The organism is Arthrobacter sp. 9MFCol3.1 (genome assembly GCF_000620385.1).
In the GTDB taxonomy this organism is placed as follows: domain Bacteria; phylum Actinomycetota; class Actinomycetes; order Actinomycetales; family Micrococcaceae; genus Arthrobacter.
This window is the reverse complement of record NZ_JIBJ01000010.1, coordinates 95,960-113,362: the sequence shown is the minus strand read 5'-3', so window position 1 is coordinate 113,362 and position 17,403 is coordinate 95,960. Positions and strand designations below refer to the sequence as shown.

The 17,403-nt window shown below is 67.5% G+C and carries 11 protein-coding genes; 5 read left to right on the top strand and 6 right to left on the bottom strand.

Annotated elements, in window-relative coordinates; all coding sequences use genetic code 11:
* Window positions 1–7 precede the first annotated feature (7 nt).
* From C560_RS0112250 to C560_RS0112235, 4 genes are all read left to right on the top strand, one after another.
* Complete coding sequence (locus tag C560_RS0112250) at window positions 8–895, top strand: glycosyltransferase (RefSeq protein WP_026538432.1); 888 nt, start codon at window positions 8–10, stop codon at window positions 893–895.
* Window positions 892–1,827, top strand: a complete 936-nt coding sequence (locus tag C560_RS21700) for a glycosyltransferase (protein WP_231494331.1) — start codon at window positions 892–894, stop codon at window positions 1,825–1,827. The genes C560_RS0112250 and C560_RS21700 overlap by 4 nt, the downstream gene beginning before the upstream one ends.
* 76 nt (window positions 1,828–1,903) lie before the next feature.
* Complete coding sequence (gene rfbA, locus C560_RS0112240) at window positions 1,904–2,767, top strand: glucose-1-phosphate thymidylyltransferase RfbA (RefSeq protein WP_026538431.1); 864 nt, start codon at window positions 1,904–1,906, stop codon at window positions 2,765–2,767.
* A gap of 12 nt (window positions 2,768–2,779) precedes the next feature.
* Entirely contained in the window at window positions 2,780–4,768 is a 1,989-nt protein-coding gene (locus tag C560_RS0112235) for a DUF6541 family protein (RefSeq protein WP_155855775.1), read from the top strand.
* Between the two features lie 78 nt (window positions 4,769–4,846).
* Here C560_RS0112235 and C560_RS0112230 read toward each other — a convergent pair whose 3' ends face one another.
* The 5 genes from C560_RS0112230 to glf all read right to left on the bottom strand — a co-directional run bounded on the left by C560_RS0112230 (window position 4,847) and on the right by glf (window position 11,927).
* Window positions 4,847–7,006 (bottom strand): acyltransferase family protein, encoded by a 2,160-nt coding sequence (locus C560_RS0112230; protein WP_026538429.1) that lies wholly within the window; start codon window positions 7,004–7,006, stop codon window positions 4,847–4,849.
* A 130-nt stretch (window positions 7,007–7,136) separates the two neighbouring features.
* Window positions 7,137–7,862, bottom strand: coding sequence for an ABC transporter ATP-binding protein (locus tag C560_RS0112225; RefSeq protein ID WP_018775222.1), 726 nt, complete (start codon window positions 7,860–7,862; stop codon window positions 7,137–7,139).
* Window positions 7,863–8,744 (bottom strand): ABC transporter permease, encoded by an 882-nt coding sequence (locus tag C560_RS0112220; protein ID WP_018775221.1) that lies wholly within the window; start codon window positions 8,742–8,744, stop codon window positions 7,863–7,865.
* 1 nt (window position 8,745) lies between these two features.
* Window positions 8,746–10,743 carry a glycosyltransferase gene (locus tag C560_RS0112215; protein WP_018775220.1) on the bottom strand — a complete coding sequence of 666 codons (1,998 nt, stop codon included), beginning with the start codon at window positions 10,741–10,743 and terminating at the stop codon, window positions 8,746–8,748.
* On the bottom strand, window positions 10,740–11,927 hold the full coding sequence (gene glf / locus C560_RS0112210; protein ID WP_026538428.1) for a UDP-galactopyranose mutase: 1,188 nt from the start codon (window positions 11,925–11,927) through the stop codon (window positions 10,740–10,742). The genes C560_RS0112215 and glf overlap by 4 nt, the downstream gene beginning before the upstream one ends.
* Before the next feature lie 296 nt (window positions 11,928–12,223).
* Here glf and C560_RS21695 point away from each other — a divergent pair, with 296 nt between their 5' ends.
* Window positions 12,224–16,654: an FtsK/SpoIIIE domain-containing protein gene (locus tag C560_RS21695; protein WP_051533132.1), complete on the top strand. Its 4,431-nt coding sequence runs from the start codon at window positions 12,224–12,226 to the stop codon at window positions 16,652–16,654.
* On the opposite strand, the gene C560_RS0112200 is transcribed toward C560_RS21695, so the two are convergent.
* A complete protein-coding gene (locus tag C560_RS0112200) occupies window positions 16,622–17,182 on the bottom strand; it encodes a hypothetical protein (RefSeq protein ID WP_231494330.1) in 561 nt (186 codons plus the stop codon). The genes C560_RS21695 and C560_RS0112200 overlap by 33 nt on opposite strands.
* Window positions 17,183–17,403 lie beyond the last annotated feature (221 nt).

The following is a 17,403-nucleotide window of genomic DNA, read 5'->3' as shown; positions in this document are numbered from 1 at the left end:
GGCCCCGGTGGCACTGGACATCTTTATCCCCTACTGGGGCGACGTTAACTACATGAAACAGGCCGTCGACAGCGTCCTGGCCCAGACCAGCCCGGACTGGCGCCTGACGGTGGTCGACGACGCCTACCCGGGCGACGACGTCAGACGCTACGTCGAAGCCGCGGACGACCCCCGGATCACCTATATCCGCAAGGAAAAGAACGAGGGCATCACCGAGAACTTCAGGACCTGCGTCTCGCTGGCCAGCCAGGACGTCCTGGTGGTCATGGGATGCGACGACCTTCTGCTACCGAACTTCGTGGACGTCGTGCTGCGCGCCCACGCCGAATTCCCCGACGCCTGGATTATCCAGCCCGGCGTCCAGATCATCGACGAGGACGGCAAACCCTCCGTCCCCCTGGTGGACATCGTCAAACAGCGGCTGGTCAAGCCGCGCGGCACCGGGTCGCGGCTTGTGGGCGGCGAGCGGCTGGCGGTAAGCCTCCTGCACGGCGACTGGCTCTACTGGCCCTCCCTGGCCTTCCGCCGCGACCGGATCCGGGACTACGACTTCCGTGATGGCTTCCCCGTGATCCAGGACCTCGCCCTCGTCATGGACATGGTGCTTGGCGGGGCCGAACTGTTGATCGTCCCCGATATCTGCTTCGAATACCGCCGGCACACCAGCAGCGCGTCGTCGGCGAAACTCGTCGACGGGTCCCGGTTCGTCGGTGAGCGCGACTTCTTCGACCTGGCCGCGGCGCTGTGCACGGCGAAGGGCTGGCGCAAGGCGGCCCGCGCCGCCCGGCTGCGGCTCACGTCCCGGGCCCACGCACTCCTGATCCTCGCCGGCACGCTCCGGCAAAGTGCCTCCGGGACGCTCGGCATCCTCCTGCGGCACTCCTTCGGAAAGTGAGCGATCCCCACGTGACTGGCGAGTCCTCCGTCCCTGCCACGGGCGCCACCGGCGTCACCGGCGTCGTCACCGCATTCCGGCCGACGCCGGCGCTGATCGGCAACGTCGAATCGCTGCGGAAGCAGGTGGACGCCGTCGTGGTGGTTGACGACGGCGGCGGCCCCGGCTACGAGCCGATCTTCGCCGCGCTGGCCGCGGCCGGCGCAGAAGTGGTGCGCCTCCCGCAGAACGCGGGCATCGGCGCCGCCTTGAACGCCGGCATCCGCACGGCCCGCCGGCACGGCAACCCGGACTACATCCTGACCTTGGACCAGGACTCGCTGCTGCCCGCGGGCTACGTTCAGGCCCTGCGCCGCGCCGCCGCGGACGCGCGGGCCGCCGGCGTCGAGCCCGGCCTCATCTCCCCGTCCAGGATCCACGGAAACCCGGTGCTGCGCGCCGGGACCCGGAACGGCGTCGCCCTGGGCCGGGAGCCGATCCAGTCGGGCCTCCTGATCCCGGCCGGCACGCTGGACGTCCTTGGCGGGTTCTGGGAAGAGCTCTTCATCGACCTGGTCGACACCGAGTACTACTACCGCGCACTCGCCGCGGGCCTGCCCACCGTTCTCGCGGCGGCAGAGTTCGACCACTCCCTCGGAACGATGGTGGAGGCCAAGGTGTTCGGCCGGCCCGTCGCGGCGGGCGGCCGCCCGCTGCAGGTGCGCACCGCCGCGACCTGGCGCTACTACTACATCTTCAGGAACCGCCTCGTCACGGGCCGCCGGTACGCGGTCCGGTATCCCGCCTGGGTGGCCGCCGGGATGTGGGGCGATCTGCGGCATCTGCTGATCGTGACCCTGCTGGCGCCGGGCCGCTCCGCCCGGCTCGGCTCGGCGCTCCGCGGCACCGCCGACGGCCTCCGCGGCCGGACCGGGCGCCGGCATTCGGCCTGACACAGCCCAGGACCCGGGGCCACCGGGCCCTCCACGGGTTTGGCCGAGTGCAGACCGGTAGGGGAGGATGTATACCATGCGCGGAATAATTCTTGCCGGCGGGACCGGCTCTCGTCTCCATCCCATCACCCACGGCATCAGCAAGCAGCTCGTCCCGGTATACGACAAGCCGATGATCTACTACCCGCTGTCGACGCTGATCCTGGCCGGCATCCGGGACATCCTGATCATCACCACCCCGCATGACGCCGAGCAGTTCAAGCGTCTCCTCGGCGACGGTTCACAGTTCGGCATCAGCCTGACTTATGTCCAGCAGGCGTCCCCCGATGGACTGGCGCAGGCCTTCATCCTCGGCGAGGAGCACATCGGCAACGAGACTGTCGCCCTGGTGCTGGGTGACAACATCTTCTACGGCCAGGGGATGGGAACCCAGCTGCGGAAGCACAAAGACATCGACGGCGGCGCCGTCTTCGGCTACTGGGTCAAGAACCCCAAAGCCTACGGCGTCGTGGAGTTCGACGACGCCGGCCAGGCCGTCTCGCTGGAGGAAAAGCCGGAGCGGCCCAAGTCGCACTACGCCGTCCCCGGCCTGTACTTCTACGACAACGACGTCGTCGGGATCGCCAAGGATCTCAAGCCCTCGCCCCGCGGCGAGCTGGAAATCACCGACGTCAACCGGACCTACCTCGAAAGGGGCAGGCTTCGCGTCGAAATCCTGCCCCGCGGCACGGCCTGGCTGGACACCGGAACCTTCGATGACCTCAACGACGCGTCGAACTTCATCCGCACGGTCGAGAACCGGCAGGGCCTGAAGATCGGCGCCCCGGAGGAGATCGCCTGGCGGCAGGGCTTCCTGAACGATGACGAACTCCGCCAGCGCGCCGAGCCGCTGGTCAAGAGCGGGTACGGCGCGTACCTCCTCGAACTCCTGGAGCCGTAACCCTCCATGTGGATGTCCGTCTTACCGCAGGTCCTGATCGCCTGCGCTGTCTTGATCCTGCCCGGGCTGATCATCTCCGTTGCCCTGCGGTTCAGGGGATTCAGCGCCCTGGCGCTTGCCCCCGCGTTGACCGTCGGAGTTGTGGTTATCACCTCCACGTTGGCCCCGTTCCTGAAGGTGAGGTTCGGGCTGCTTCCCGTGGCCGCGGTGGCGGTGGCTCTGTCCCTGCTCGGTTTGTGGGCGGCGCGGTTCCGTCCCTCCGGCCCGGCCGCAGCCGGCCTGAACCCGCTGAGGGTGACGGATGTCCGCGGCGACCTCACGGCGCTGGCCGGAGCCGTCATCGCCGGAGCGCTCCTCGCCGTCCACAGCGTCCACCTCATCGGCAGCCCGCAGGCCATTTCCCAGACGTATGATGCCGTGTTCCACCTGAATTCGGTCAGGTTCGCCCTGGACACTGGCCAGGCGTCGTCGTTGACCCTCGGTGCCATGACCGGCGGCGGCGCCTACCCGGCCGGCTGGAACGCTGTAGCCACCCTCGTCGCCATGGCGACGGGCGCGAGCGTCCCGCTCGCCGTCAATATCACCAGCATCGTCCTCGCGGCCGTCTTCTGGCCGTTGGGGTGCCTCCTGCTGGCGCGGTCCGTGGTGGGGGGACGCCCGGCCGCCCTGGTCGCCGCAGGCATTGCGGCGGCGTCGCTGGGTGCCTTCCCGCTGCTTATGATGGACTTCGGGGTCCTGTATCCCAACCTGCTGGCCATTAGCGTCCTGCCCTCCAGCGTCGCCCTGGCAGCGGCGTGTGCCGGGTTGACGCCCGGACTTGTCCGCCGCGATCTCGCCTCGATACTGGCCCTGCTGCTGGCGCTCACCGGCCTGATTGTCGCCCATCCCACGACGTTCATGGCCTGGCTGACGTGGACGCTGCCCATGGTGGTGACGCTGGTGTGGCGCTCTGCGGCTGCCCTTCGGCGGAAGCAGGCCCGCGCCCGCTCGTATGTTTTGAGGCTGGCGCTGCCGGTCGCCGGGTACGCCGTCGCTTTCGACCTGCTGTGGACCAATTTGCGCCCACCACCCGAGGCGTCGTTCTGGGGCCCGTACCAGAGCATTCCGAAGGCCATTGGCGAAGCCGTGACCATCTCCCCCGACGGCCTCGCACTGGCCTGGCTTGTGGCACCGCTCGTATTCCTCGGCCTCTGGGCCTGCTTCCAGGACCGCTGGCAGCGGGTGTGGATCGCAGGCGTCTTCGCATTGTTCACCTACCTGTTCGTTGTGGTCTCCGGCTTTACCAAGTCGGAAACCCGGGACTTCCTCACCGGCGTCTGGTACAACGACAGCTACCGGATTGCCGCCCTGCTGCCGCTGGTTGCGGTCCTGCTGGTCGCCGTCGGCGTTGACTGGGCAGGGCGCCGCATCCTGGCGATGCGCGGCCGGTCGAAGGCCATCGGGCTGGCCCTGGACGGCTCTCCGCGCTGGGGGCGCGCCGGAACGGCAGCCTACCGGTCCGTGGGCATCGCCGCCGTCGTGCTGGCCGCCATCGCCCTGGGACAGCAGGGCGGCCTGGAGCTGGAGGTCGAGCAGGGCTCAAGAAACTACAGGCTCGCCGCCGATTCGCCGCTGGTCTCCACCGACGAACTCCAGCTCATGAAGCGCCTGCCCCAAACTGTTCCCGAAAATGCGCTGCTGATCGACAACCCGTACACCGGTGCGGCGCTGTCCTACGCGCTGGGCGAGCGCAAGTCCGCCCAGCTCCATGTCATGAGCTACGTCTCCCCGGAGGTGAAGCGGATCTACGATTCGATGGGCAACGTGACGACGGACGCCAGCGTGTGCCAGGCGGTCCGCGCGGCGAATGCCTACTACATCCTGGACTTCGGCCCGGTCGAGGTCCACGGCGGAGACCACACTCCCGCCGGGCTGCGCAATCTCGCAGCGAACCCCGGCGTGCAGCTCATCGACAGCCAGGGCGAGGCGAAGCTCTACAAGGTCACTGCCTGCGGGAACTGAACCCAGCAGCCTGCCCTGCCGCCGCGGGGCAGGTTCCGCAGCCTGCCCCGGCGCCTACCCCGCGGCCGTGGCCGTGACCTAGAAGCTGAGCTGCCGGGCCAGCGCCGGTGCCAGCGTCTTGGCAAAGGTGTTGGTCATATGGTTGTCCCGGTACACGAGCACGTTGCCGATGACGGCCGGGCAGATCCCCTGCCGGCAAAAGTAGGCGGACATATCGAGAACTTCGACGCCGGGCACGAGTGCTCCGGCCAGCTGCAGGGGGTCTGCGGCGGCGTCGGGTGCCGTGAACTGGCACTCGGGCGCATCCCGTCCGTTGACCTGAACGCAGTCCGGCGCCGAAAAATCCGGATACGGCGTGTCAGGCACCACAGCCACGCGGATCCCGGCTTCCCGGAGCGGCTTCAAGAGCTGGACATAACCTTTGACGAGTTCTTCCGGGCTGCCCCACGTCCAGTTGAGGGCTTCGCGGTAGCCGGCCGGCGCCATTCCCGATACCACCACCAACCGCGGCCGCACCTGCAGGATGCGCTGCAACGTGGCCTTGTTCTGTTCGGAGCAACTGCGGTGCACCGTGGCGCCATTCATCGCCGGCGCTGCCGTGAAGGGGCACCCGTTCCGGACCATGGCCTGCACCTTCCAGCCCCCGGCTGCGCCGGCAATCACGAGCGGATCCACGTACTGCGCGGCGTGTGAGTCCCCGACGACGACCACCGTTTGGGTGGCGTCCGGCGCGCCGAAAACGCATTGGTCAGCCCCGGTGACGGCCGGATTGAATTTCCCGCACGTCTCCGTCCAGGTCAGGGGCACATCCTTCATGGCGACGGCGGGATCGGGCCGGACGGGCACGCCGTCGGGGACGGCGGCGGGCCGGACGGGATCAAACGCCGTGGCGCCAGGATAGTCGCGCAAATCCAAGGCCCCGTTCAGCTGCTGCGACTTGGCTTCGACGACGCCCCACGGCACCGCAGCCGCCACCGTCGACGCAACGAGCAGTCCTGCCGCCAGGACGAAGGCGTTCCGGCGCAGCAATCCCCGCCGTCCAGGCCGCGGCGACGGCCCCTGGACGGCCGGCGCGTGCCGGAACTTCTGCTCGACGAGGTGGTACGAGGCGGCCGCCAGCGCCAGGCTGACGGCCACCATCGCGGTGCCCTGGAAGACGCCCGGAGCCCGCCCGAGGTGGAAGACGTAGAACACGACGACGGGCCAATGCCACAGGTACAAGGAGTAGGAAAGATCACCGATGTAGGTCACTGGCCGCAGGCTGAGGACCCGGCTTGCCGAGTAGCCGACCGGGCTGCCCGGGGTGGCCGGTCGGGCCGCCGGCGAACCGGCCGTGAGCAGCAGCAATGTCCCCGCGACGGGCAGGAGGGCGATGCTGCCCGGGAAGTCCATCGCAACGGAGAGGGTCATCGCGGAAAAGACGATCACGCCCAGACCGATCCAGCCCGAAAGCCAGGCCCGCACCGGGCCCAGGCGCAATTTGGGAATCAGCAGGGCGCCGATGCCGCCGGCGCCCAGCTCCCAGATCCGCGTGGTGGTCGCAAAGTACGCCATGTCGTGCTGGGCGGACGAGAAGGCGACGCTGTGGACGAAGGACGCCACCGACACCGCCGCCAGGATCCACAAGGAGACGGTTTCGATCCGGAGGCGCCGTTTCACCGTGACGGCCACTCCCGCCAGCAGGATGACGGGAATGATCAGGTAGAACTGTTCTTCCACCGCCAGGGACCAGAAGTGCTGCACCGGGGACACCAGGGCGGTCGCCGCGGCGTAGCTGTCCACGCTGAAGGCCTGGTTCCAGTTCTGCACTTGCAGGGCGGACATGATGACATCCAGGGAAATGGACTGCCAACGGTTCTGCGGGAGCAGGACCACGGCGCCCAGCATGGTCGCCAGCAGAACCGTGGTGGCAGCGGGCAGCAGGCGCCTGATCCGTTTCGCGTAGAAGATGGCGAGCCGGATGCGTCCCGTGCGCGCCAGTTCCTGGACGAGCGATCCGACGATCAGGAACCCGGAGATGACGAAAAAGACGTCGACGCCGACAAAGCCGCCGGGGAGAATACCGGGCCAGACGTGATAGATGATCACCATGCCCACCGCCAGGGTGCGCAGCCCCTGGATGTCCGGCCGCCGGCCGTTCCTTCCCGCGCTGGAAGCGCCCGCAGGGCTGGCGGGGCCGGTACGCTCGGGGGAACCCTGGGGCTGGGGCAGGACAGCCGCCGACGGCAAAGAGGTCACGGTTCTCTTTCTGTGTTCAAACAACGTCATCGTTATTTTGCGCTAAGTGCGCTTGCCGGGAACCTGAAGGGACCATGTCCAGTGGACATGGTCCCTTCAGCTGCGCTGCCGTCACCGGCTGCGGTACCGCCTAGGCCCGCAGCCGGGCAACGGCCTCATCAATAGGTCCGTCGAATAATACGTTGCCATGCTCGAGATAGACACCCCGGGCGCAGATGCGCGACACCAGGTCAAGGTCGTGGCTGACAACCACCAGCGTCTTGCCGTGCCCGGCCAGCTCCTGGATCTTGGCTATGCACTTGCGCTGGAACGGTTCATCTCCGACGGCGAGGATCTCGTCGATCAGGAAGACCTCGGGGTCGGTGTGCACGGCCACGGAAAACGCCAGGCGCAGGTACATGCCGGACGAATAGAACTTGACTTCCGTGTCGATGAATTCGCCGATCTCGGAGAATTCGACGATCGCGTCGAAGCGTTCGTTGATCTGCTTCTCCGTCATCCCCAGGATCGCTCCATTGAGGTACACGTTGTCGCGGCCGGACAGGTCAGGATGGAAACCCGCCCCGACCTCGATCAGTCCGGCCACGCGGCCACGCGTATAGACGCTGCCGGAGTCCGGGAGCATCACGCCGGAGATGTGCTTGAGCAGGGTGGACTTGCCGGAGCCGTTGAGGCCGAGCAGCGCCACGGTCTCCCCCGTTTCCACCATCAGGGAGACGTCCTTCAGGGCGTGGAACTTCTTGGAAAGATCACCCTTGCGGCCCTTCACGAGCCAGACAACCGCCTCTTTGATGGAACGGGTGTGGCGGAGCACGAACTCCTTGCTGACATTGGAAACTTCAATCGCGTTTGCCATTTAGAGCTCCTGGGCAAAGCGGCCTTCAAGCCGCCGAAAAGTTAGCTGTCCCAGAGCCAGGACCACCAGCGAAATGACCATGCCGACCGGCAGCCACAGACTGAACAGGTTCGGCGGCATCGCGGCCGAACCGTCAGTTGTGGGGTACCAGAAGGCATAGTGGAACAGCTCGACGCCCACCGTGATGGGGTTTGCCTGGTAGAGGGCGAAGAATCCCGGGCCCAGCTTTGATTCCACCATCGTCCAGGAGTACATGACGGGCGATGCCCAGGTCGCCACCATCAGGAGCATGTCAACGAGGTTTTCCGAATCACGGAAATATACGTTGGCGGCCCCGAACAACAGCCCGAGCCCAGTGGCCAGGAAGCCCACAATGGCGAATCCGCCTACCGCAGCCAAGAGCTGGAACGCGTCCGGATGCCACCCGGCAACGACGCATCCGATCACCAGGACAACGAGCTGGGGGAAGAAATGCACGGCCGACACCCAGACCGACGCCACTGGAAACAGTTCCCGGGGAAGATAGATCTTCTTGATCAGGTTGCCGTTGTTCACGATCGATCGCGCGGAGTTCCCGAGGGCTTCGGAGAAGAAGTTGATCAGCACGATTCCGGAGAAGAGATACACGGCGTAGTTCGAGAGGCCGTCCGGGTTGCGTGCACTGCGTTCCAGGCCCAGGAAGACGCCCAAGGCCACATAGAACACGATGAACTGCACGGCGGGCTTCACATAGGACCAGAGGAGACCCAGAACGGAGCCGCGGTAGCGGACTTTCAGTTCCTTCCGGACCAGCAGTTTCAGCAGAAAACTGGACTGGCGAAGATCCCGAAATCCACCACCGAGACCCGGGCGGGTCAGTTCCCCGGAAATCGTGGTTGTCACGCTATTTCACTTCACTCTGGGTGTGTTCTTCGAAGATTTTCTTCCAGGAATCCAGGGACGTGAGCTCCGGCATCGCGGCCTTGTACTGCTTGCTCAGTGACTGCCAGTCCTTGAGCAGGGCAGCGTGCAGGCGGCTGCTCTCGGTGAGCATCTCCCTCACACGCTTGGGGTCCCGCTTGTACCAGGAAGCGCCGGTTCCCTCGGCGTTGGAGACGATGGCGCTGTCGAACTGCGCGATCCGCCACCAGCGGTTGTCCTGGTGCGCAATGTTGGTCTGCGGACGTTCCGCACTCGTCTTGGTGACCGGGCGGAACAACTGGCGTGCGACCGTCTTGGCAGCCCAGGGAAGGAGGGTGACCCTGGACGGCTGCGACACGCCGTGCCCGCGGCGCGGCGGCTTGTCCATCTTGGGCGTCGGGAACTCGTCCGCGTCGGCCCGGAAAATCGAGTCCGAGTAGCCCGCCATCATCTTACGGATCTCGGGCAGTTTCGAGGGCAGCAGGTCCGGCAGATCGGCCGGGCCCTTGAGAACATCCTCGAGCGCCCAGCCGCGGCCGTGCGCGGTCGCGTACTGCATCGACACGAGGTGCTTGATGTCGGCATACTGCGATTCGCGCACAACTCGGCCGCCGTGCTCGTAAGGGCTGTGGAGCAATGCCGCCACGATCCGGTTGCGGGCATGGAAGTAGGCCTGCCAGCCCACGAGGTCGTCCTTGTCGATCCAGGACACATGCCATACGGCCGAACCCGGCAGCGAGACTGTCGGGAAGCCGTGCGCCTTGGCGCGCAGCCCGTATTCCGAGTCGTCCCACTTGATGAAGAGCGGCAGCGAGAGGCCGATTTCCCGGATGACCGAGGTGGGGATCAGGCACATCCACCAGCCGTTGTAGTCCACATCGCAGCGGCGGTGCAGCCAGGAGGTCTGGCGCAGGTTCGAGGACAGGAAGTCATGCCCAAGGACCATGTCCTCGCTCGGCAATGACGGCTGGAAGCGGTAGGGGTTGACCACCTCGCCGAACGTGTGGAGAACCGTCCGGTTGTAGAGGTCGAACATGTGGCCGCCGACGATCGTCGGGGTCTTGCAGCGGTCCGCGAACGTGAGCAGGCGGATGATGCTTTCGGGCTCCACCACGATGTCGTCGTCCATGAGCAGGACGTAGTCGCTGCCGTTTTCGACGGCCTCGAACATGCCCCGGGCAAAGCCGCCGGAGCCGCCGAGGTTCGACTGGTTGATGATCCGCAGCTTGCCGCCAAGCGACTCATGGACTTCGGCGAAACCGTCCGCGTCCTCGACCTTCTGCGTGCCCTGGTCAACCAGCAGGATTTCCTGGACATGTTTGAGGGCATCGGGGTTCTCGGCCAGCAGCCGAAGGTTGTTGAGGCAGAAGTCGGTCTTGTTCAGCGTCGTGATCTGCAGGGTGACGGAACCGGGCGTGCTCTCAACAGCGGGGCCCTGCCATTCGGCGTCGACCATCACAAGCGGTTCGGAGCCCGCCACGAGGTCGAACCAGTACCAGCCGCCGTCACCGAAAGGCGCAAGGGACAGCTCGAAGGTGTTCTCGGCCGAGCCCTCGACGCGCCGCGTGTCGACACGCTGCAGGGACCCGCGGGCGTTGGACTTGTAGACGATGACCGATCCGGCGCCCTGGGTGCGGACCTGAAGCCGGATTTTGTCCACGGTGGTCCAGCGCCGCCAGTAGCTCGCCGGGAAGGCGTTGAAGTAGCTGCCGAACGAGACCCGCTCCCCCGAACGGACCTTGGTAGAGCTGCGGGACAGGAAGTCTTCAACGTGGGCTTCCTTGGTGGAGCTGCTGAAGGACTGTGCCCTGGCCTTCTTGCCGTCGCCGCTGCCAACCGTGGGAAGCTGGATGCCGGTCGCGGTGCCCATGTCCATGTACAGGGGGACCGTGTCCATCTGGCTGGCGTTGGGCAGGATGACCCGCTGGAGGGTGTCCCACTGCTGGGCGGACTCTACCTGGGTGTCGGTTGCGGCGCTCATGCGTCCACTCCCCCGCTTTCAATCTTGGCGCCGCCCTCGAAGTGCGGGCGGATCTTGTTGTCGAACATGGTCAGGGCCGAGCCGATCGCCATGTGCATGTCCAGGTACTTGTAGGTACCGAGGCGGCCGCCGAAGAGGACATCCTGCTCGGCCGCGGCCAGGTCGCGGTACTTGAGGAGCCGATCGCGGTCCGTGGGCGTGTTGATCGGGTAGTAGGGCTCGTCGCCCTTCTCCGCGGCACGGGAGAACTCACGCATAATGACGGTCTTCTCCGTCTGGTAGTCGCGCTCCGGGTGGAAGTGCCGCGGCTCGATGATGCGGGTGTACGCGACGTCTTCGTCGTTGTAGTTCACTACCGACGTGCCCTGGAAGTCCCCGACGTCGAGCACCTCTTCTTCGAAATCGATGGTGCGCCAGGACAGATCGCCTTCGGCGTAGTCGAAGTAGCGGTCAACGGGTCCGGTGTAGACGACCGGGATGTTGCCGACCACCTTGCCCTTGCTGTACTCGTGGGACTCATCGAAGAAGTCCGTGTTGAGCCGGACCTCGATGTTGGGGTGTTCGGCCATCTTTTCGATCCACGCCGTGTAGCCGTTGGTCGGAAGGCCCTCGTACTTGTCGTTGAAGTACCGGTTGTCGTAGTTGTAGCGCACCGGAAGGCGGGAGATGATGCCCGCGGGCAGGTCCTTCGGATCCGTCTGCCACTGCTTGCCGGTGTAGTGCTTGATGAACGCCTCGTAAAGCGGGCGGCCGATCAGCTGGATGCCCTTGTCGTTCAGGTTCTGCGGATCGGTGCCGGCCAGTTCGCCGGCCTGCTCCTTGATCAGTTCCTGGGCCTGCCCGGGGGTGAGGTTGGCCCGGAAGAACTGGTTGATCGTGGCCAGGTTGATGGGCAGGGAGTAGACCTCGCCCTTGTGCACGCCGTAGACCTTGTGGACGTAGTTCGTGAACGTCGTGAAGCGGTTCACGTACTCCCACACGCGGTCGTTGGACGTGTGGAAGAGGTGGGCACCGTAACGGTGCACCTCAATGCCGGTCTGCTCTTCCTTTTCGCTGTAGGCGTTGCCGCCAATGTGGTGCCGGCGGTCGATGACGACTACCTTCAAGCCCAGCTCAGTGGCGGCCTGTTCTGCGATTGTCAGGCCGAAAAAGCCCGACCCTACGATGACGAGGTCAGCGGTCACAAACTCTCCTGGTTCGAATGCGGGCAGCGCAATGTTGTGCATTGTCTGCTGGTCTAGCCTACCTGAGACCCGGCGGGTACCGGCGAATCGCGCCTCGCCCCACGGTCCGATACCACCCCCATAACGGGTCCGGGAGTCCCGCCTGGCAGGGGTGGCCGCGCCGCTCCAAAGCGTTTTCCACATGGATCATTTTCCCGGGCGCGGCCGGGCCGGAGCATCCCTACTGTGGAACCGGGCCTGTGGGACCGGGCCTGTGGGACCGGGCCGCCGCACGGGAAAGGAAAAGGAGGTCGCGGATGATTTACCACTGCACTCTTGTGCCCAGCACCCTGATCCAGAGCGCGCCCGCGGCGGGTTCGACGCCGGACGGGCAGCTCATTGAGTTGTCCGTCGAGGTCCCCGACCCGTGCCCGGGCGCGGACCTGGAGGCTGCCGTCGCCCGGCGCTACGGGACCGGTGGGCTGTCGGTCCGGGGAGCGCCGGTCGCCGCCATGACCGTTGGCGTGCCTCCCCTGGTCCAGGGTGCCGTACTGGTTGATACGGCGGTGTTTGTTGAGGGTGCTGGGCTGGTTGAGGGTGCCGGGCTGGTTGAGGGTGCCGGGCTGGTGAGCGGATCGGGCTCGGCCTTCCGCTCCGGGCCGGGCAAACCGGACACTGCCACGTTGCTGCTCGCCGTGGACAGCGGTCCCGGCGCGGGCATGCTTGTCGCGCTGCGGAGGGGACGGTTCCGGATCGGACGCGGCGGCACCGAGATCGTAATCCCTGATGCTGCGCTCTCCCGGGAGCACGCGCGCCTGGACGTCGCGGACTCGGACGTCACGATCCAGGACCTCGGCAGTGCGAACGGCACCAGCGTCGATGGCCGGAAAGTGCGAATGGCAACGGTGACGACGGCGTCCTCGATCCGCTGCGGCGATTCCACCATCTCGCTCCGGCTCGGGCCGCCGGGCGTACCCGGTGCTGCGGGGGATACCGTGACGTCGCTGGCCGGCTCCAGCGTTGCCGCGCCGCTGGTTGTCCGCGGCGCCGCCGCCCCAGGCCACCGGACCGCCGTGGCGCTGGCCGCGGTGCTGCCGCTCCTGGCCGGGGTCGGCCTGGCACTTCTCACCGGCATGTGGATGTTCCTGGCCTTCACCGCAGTCTCTGGCGTGTCCGTCCTCGTCCCGTTCCTTGCGGGCCGCCGCCAGCGCCGCGAGCTCCATGCCGCTGTGGCGGAAGCCGCCCTGCAGGACCGGGAACGACGCCGGCAGGCCGCACCCTCCGCGGCGGACCTGACCATTGGTTGCGCGGCCGCGGTACCCCCGGCGGCCCGTGCACGTCACGGGGAGCCGCCGGACATCTGCCTGCGGCTCGGGCTGGCGGACCAGAGGGCGAATATCCGGCTCGAACCACCCGACTCCGGCTTCCGGCCACCCCCGCTCGGCCAAGTGCCCCTGACCTTGGACCCGGTCCCGGCAGTGGTGACTGTCCACGGCCCCGCGCCCGCGACGGCCGGGCTGATGCGCTCGTTCATCCTGCAACTGGCCGCCTATCCCCTGGCGGGCAGCACCCGCCTGCTGCTGCACGGCCCGGCGGACACGGTGCCGTTGCCAGCGCGTTTCCTGCCCGGCGTCACACTGTCCGCAAATGACGCCACCACCGCGGCCCTGCTGGCTGCCGGTCCGGGCAGTACCGGCAATCCCGTGAGTCCGGGCGGTCCTGCATATCAGGGCAGTCCTGGCGGTCCCGGCAGGACCGGGAGTACCGGTGGTCCGGGTCCGGGCGAGGGCTTCGATGGGGGGTTCCTCATTCTTTGGGACACTCCGGCGCGGTCCGGCAGCGCCCCGCCCGGGCCGGGCGCTGCCGGACCGGGCACTGCCGGCGCCGGCCCGGCATTCAGGGCACTGGCGGCGGCACACGGGTGGAAGGTGATCGAGTGCTCGCCGGAGCCGGGTCCCGGCGTGCACCCCGGCATTGTCCTCGGCCGGCACGGCGCTCTGATCAGGAGTGGGTCCCCTCCCCTGGACTTCGTTCCGGATCTGGTCCCGGCCGCGGTCTTTGACCGCTTTTGCCGGGGGTTCAGTGCCACACGGCGCACGCCGGCGACTCCCCCGCCGGCCATCCCGCAGCACTGCAGCCTGGCCGACGTCCTTCCCCTCGCGGCATCGGACATCTCCCGGCGCTGGTCCCGGAGCGGGGCGGGGGCCGGGCTGGGTACGCCCGTCGGCGCGGCGATCCGGGGCGCCATGCGGATCGATCTGAAGGCTGACGGTCCGAACTTCCTGGTCGCGGGGACCACGGGTTCCGGGAAGTCGGAGTTCTTGCGGACTCTTGCCGCCGGTCTCGCGGCCAGCCATCCTCCGGACCGGGTCAACCTGCTCTTCATAGACTTCAAGGGCGGCTCCGGACTGGGCCCGCTTACCGGCCTTCCGCACTGCGTCGGCATACTGACCGATCTGGGCGCCACGCAGGTGGAGCGCACACTGGTTTCCCTGCGGGCCGAGGTCCGGCGGAGGGAGGAGCTGCTCGCCCGTGCCAATGCACCGGACCTCACAGCCTACGAGGCGTCACCGGCCACCGGACCGCCCGTCCCCTATCTGGTCATCGTCGTTGACGAGTTCAGGATCCTGGTGGACGAAGCGCCCGGCGCCCTCTCCGAACTCATGAGGATTGCCGCCATCGGCAGGTCATTGGGGATCCATCTCGTCATGGCCACCCAGCGCCCGCAGGGAGCCCTGAACGCCGACATCAGGGCCAATGTCACCACCTGCATCGCGCTCCGGGTCCAGTCCGGCCCCGAATCGTTCGACATTATGGGCTCCTGGCTTGCGGCCGCCATTCCCATTGGCCGCCCCGGGCGGGCGTACCTGATCCGCGGTGCACAAGCTCCGGAGGAGTTCCAGACGGCCGCCCTGACGCCCCGGACCGACCCGCAGGCAGAGGGAACAATCACGGTTCGCGCGGTCACAGACGAGCTGACGCGGCCACCGGCAGCCGCCGGTCCCCGCGGCGGCGGCTCCGCGGGACGCGACGCTGACGACGGCGCGGCCCCGACACCGGTGGTCCCGGTTCCGGTCCCGACTCCGGCACAGGGATCGGCCGCGCTCATCGACGCCGCTGTGGCCATTTGGGAGGATCTCGGCGCGCGGCGGCCCCGCCGGCCGGTGGCAGATCCCCTGCCGGCCCTGCTGCCGCATCCAGGTCCCGGGCACGCCGAGCGGGACACAGTCCGGCTGGGGCGGGTGGACCTGCCGGAACTCCAACGCGTCGCGGAGCTGGGCTGGAGTCCTGCCGTGCACGGGCATCTGGGCCTTGTCGGCGCTGAGGCCGGCACCGGCGATCCTGTATTGGCCCTAGCAGTCGATCAGCTCCTGGCCGGCAGTGTCGAGTCGCACCTGTACATACTTGACGCCGCCGGCGCTTTCAGCGGCGCCGCGGCGGAGCCCCGGGTCGGCGCGGTGGCCGGGCTGCAGGAAGTGCGCCGGGCCGCCAGGGTGTTGCGGCGGGTCGCCGAGGAAGCCACGTCACGGCTGGGGACGCCTGCGGGCGGGCCGCGGCCCGGACTGGTCCTGGTGCTCAGCGGCTGGGGCGCCTGGGTTTCAGCATTCCGGTCCGGCCCGCTGGCCTGGGCCGAAGACCTCGTTCATGACATCGTGCGGGACGGTTCCCGGGCAGGGATCACTGTCATCGTCTCGGGCGGGCGTGAGCTCGTGACCGCCAGGTTCTTCGCGGGCCTGCCCAACCGGATCTTCTTCCCTTTGGGGTCTACCGACGAAGGCCGGCTTGCATGGCCGCGGCTTCCGGCGCTGGAACCCGTCCCCGGCCGCGTGGCCGTGTTCGGCGCCTTTGTTCCCACCCCTCTGGCAACCGGGCATGCGGCCCAGCTGTTCGAACCAGCAGCCGCGGGCGGGCGGCACGCCACGGGTGGAGCCGTCTCGACGAGGCCCTTCCGGGTGGACGCGCTGCCTGGGGTGGTGACCGTGGACGAGGTGCTGGCCCAGTGCGGCAGCTCCGGTCCAGGGCAGAGGATTCCGGCGCCTGCTGCCGGGTCCAGCGCCTTGCCCGGCACTGCGGACGTCCCGGTCCCGGCGGCCGCGTTGGTCCTCGGGGTCGGCGGCGACGAACTCCGGCCCCAACAGATTCAGTTGCCGCCCGGCGGCGTCCTCGCGGTCCTCGGCGGCCCCGGCTCGGGCAAAAGCACGCTGCTGGCCGCGCTGCCGGGGATGAACCCTGCTTGCGCCTGGCTCGCGCCGCGGCCGGGGACCGATGCCGGCCAGTACTGGTCCGGACTCCACGCCAGCGCGCTCGCAGGCACGCTGGACCGGTCAGCGATCGCGCTCGCAGACGACGCCGATCTGCTCTCACCCGAGGCCAACAGGGCCCTGGCGGCCCTGAACAGTCTGGGCTGGAGGGTGATCCTCACCGCGGGATTTGGCCCGGCCTTCGGGCAACGGGTGGATCTAGCCGCCACCGTGCGTGGCCAGGGACGGGCGGTCCTGATACGTCCGCGGGGGCCCATGGACAGTGAGCCGTTCGGGGTCCGGTTCGATCCGGAGCGCAGTTCCCCGCCGGGACGCGCCGTCGTCATTTCCGACGGCCGCGCGACGCCGGTCCAGCTGGCTGCGCCCCGCCATGCCGTCCGGCCGGATTCTCTCCGGCCCAACGGCGGGGCCGAGCGCATCTCCCCCGGGCGGCACGCCGCACGGGACGGACCGCTACAGGGCGGGCGGGGCTCCGGCTGCCCGTGAGGCGAACGCTATGACCCGCTTGTCGAACAGAAGCACGATCGCCGTCACAGCGGGGATCAGCATGGCCAGTCCGGCCACGGGATAGCCGCCGGTCAGGGTGGGGAACCCGATGGTCAGCAGGAAGAGTTGGGCCACCAGGGCACCGGCCCGAGTCCAGCGGAACCCCCGCAGCAGGAAGCGTGCGACGGCAAAGAGCCAGACGGAGAAGGCCAGCAGGAGGCAGAGCGTAAAGACCGCACCCCAGAAAGAAAGCACCGGCGCCCCGGTCAAAAGCTGGGTCCCGTACCAGATGGCCGCCACGAGCAGCGCAGCGGCTTCCAGTGCCACGATCACGGCGATGACAACAATTCCCCTTGGCCGCACGGGGCTTCCGGCCGGGGCTTCGCCCGGATTCCGCAGCGAATCTGCTGCGGGAGGCCCGCCGGCATTTTCACGGAGACTGTCGCCGGGGTTTTCGCGGGGATTCTCACCGGAGTTTTCGCCGGTATTTTCGCGGGGGTCTTCAGGGTTCACAGGGGGCCTTGACACACTGGCACACTACCGGACATAGTCGTCTAGATGTGAGGACTCCGCCACTGAATGTGATGCATCGCTCACGGTCTCGAGGCATCTTGGCCTCAATTACCCCTTGTTTACACAGCGTTAACATGACACGCTTAATCCAGATGACCGAGGGGGCCCCAATGGGCCCTTTTCTTATGAAGCCTCTAGTGAATAATTTCACAAAGGCATTTAACGAGTTCCCAGGA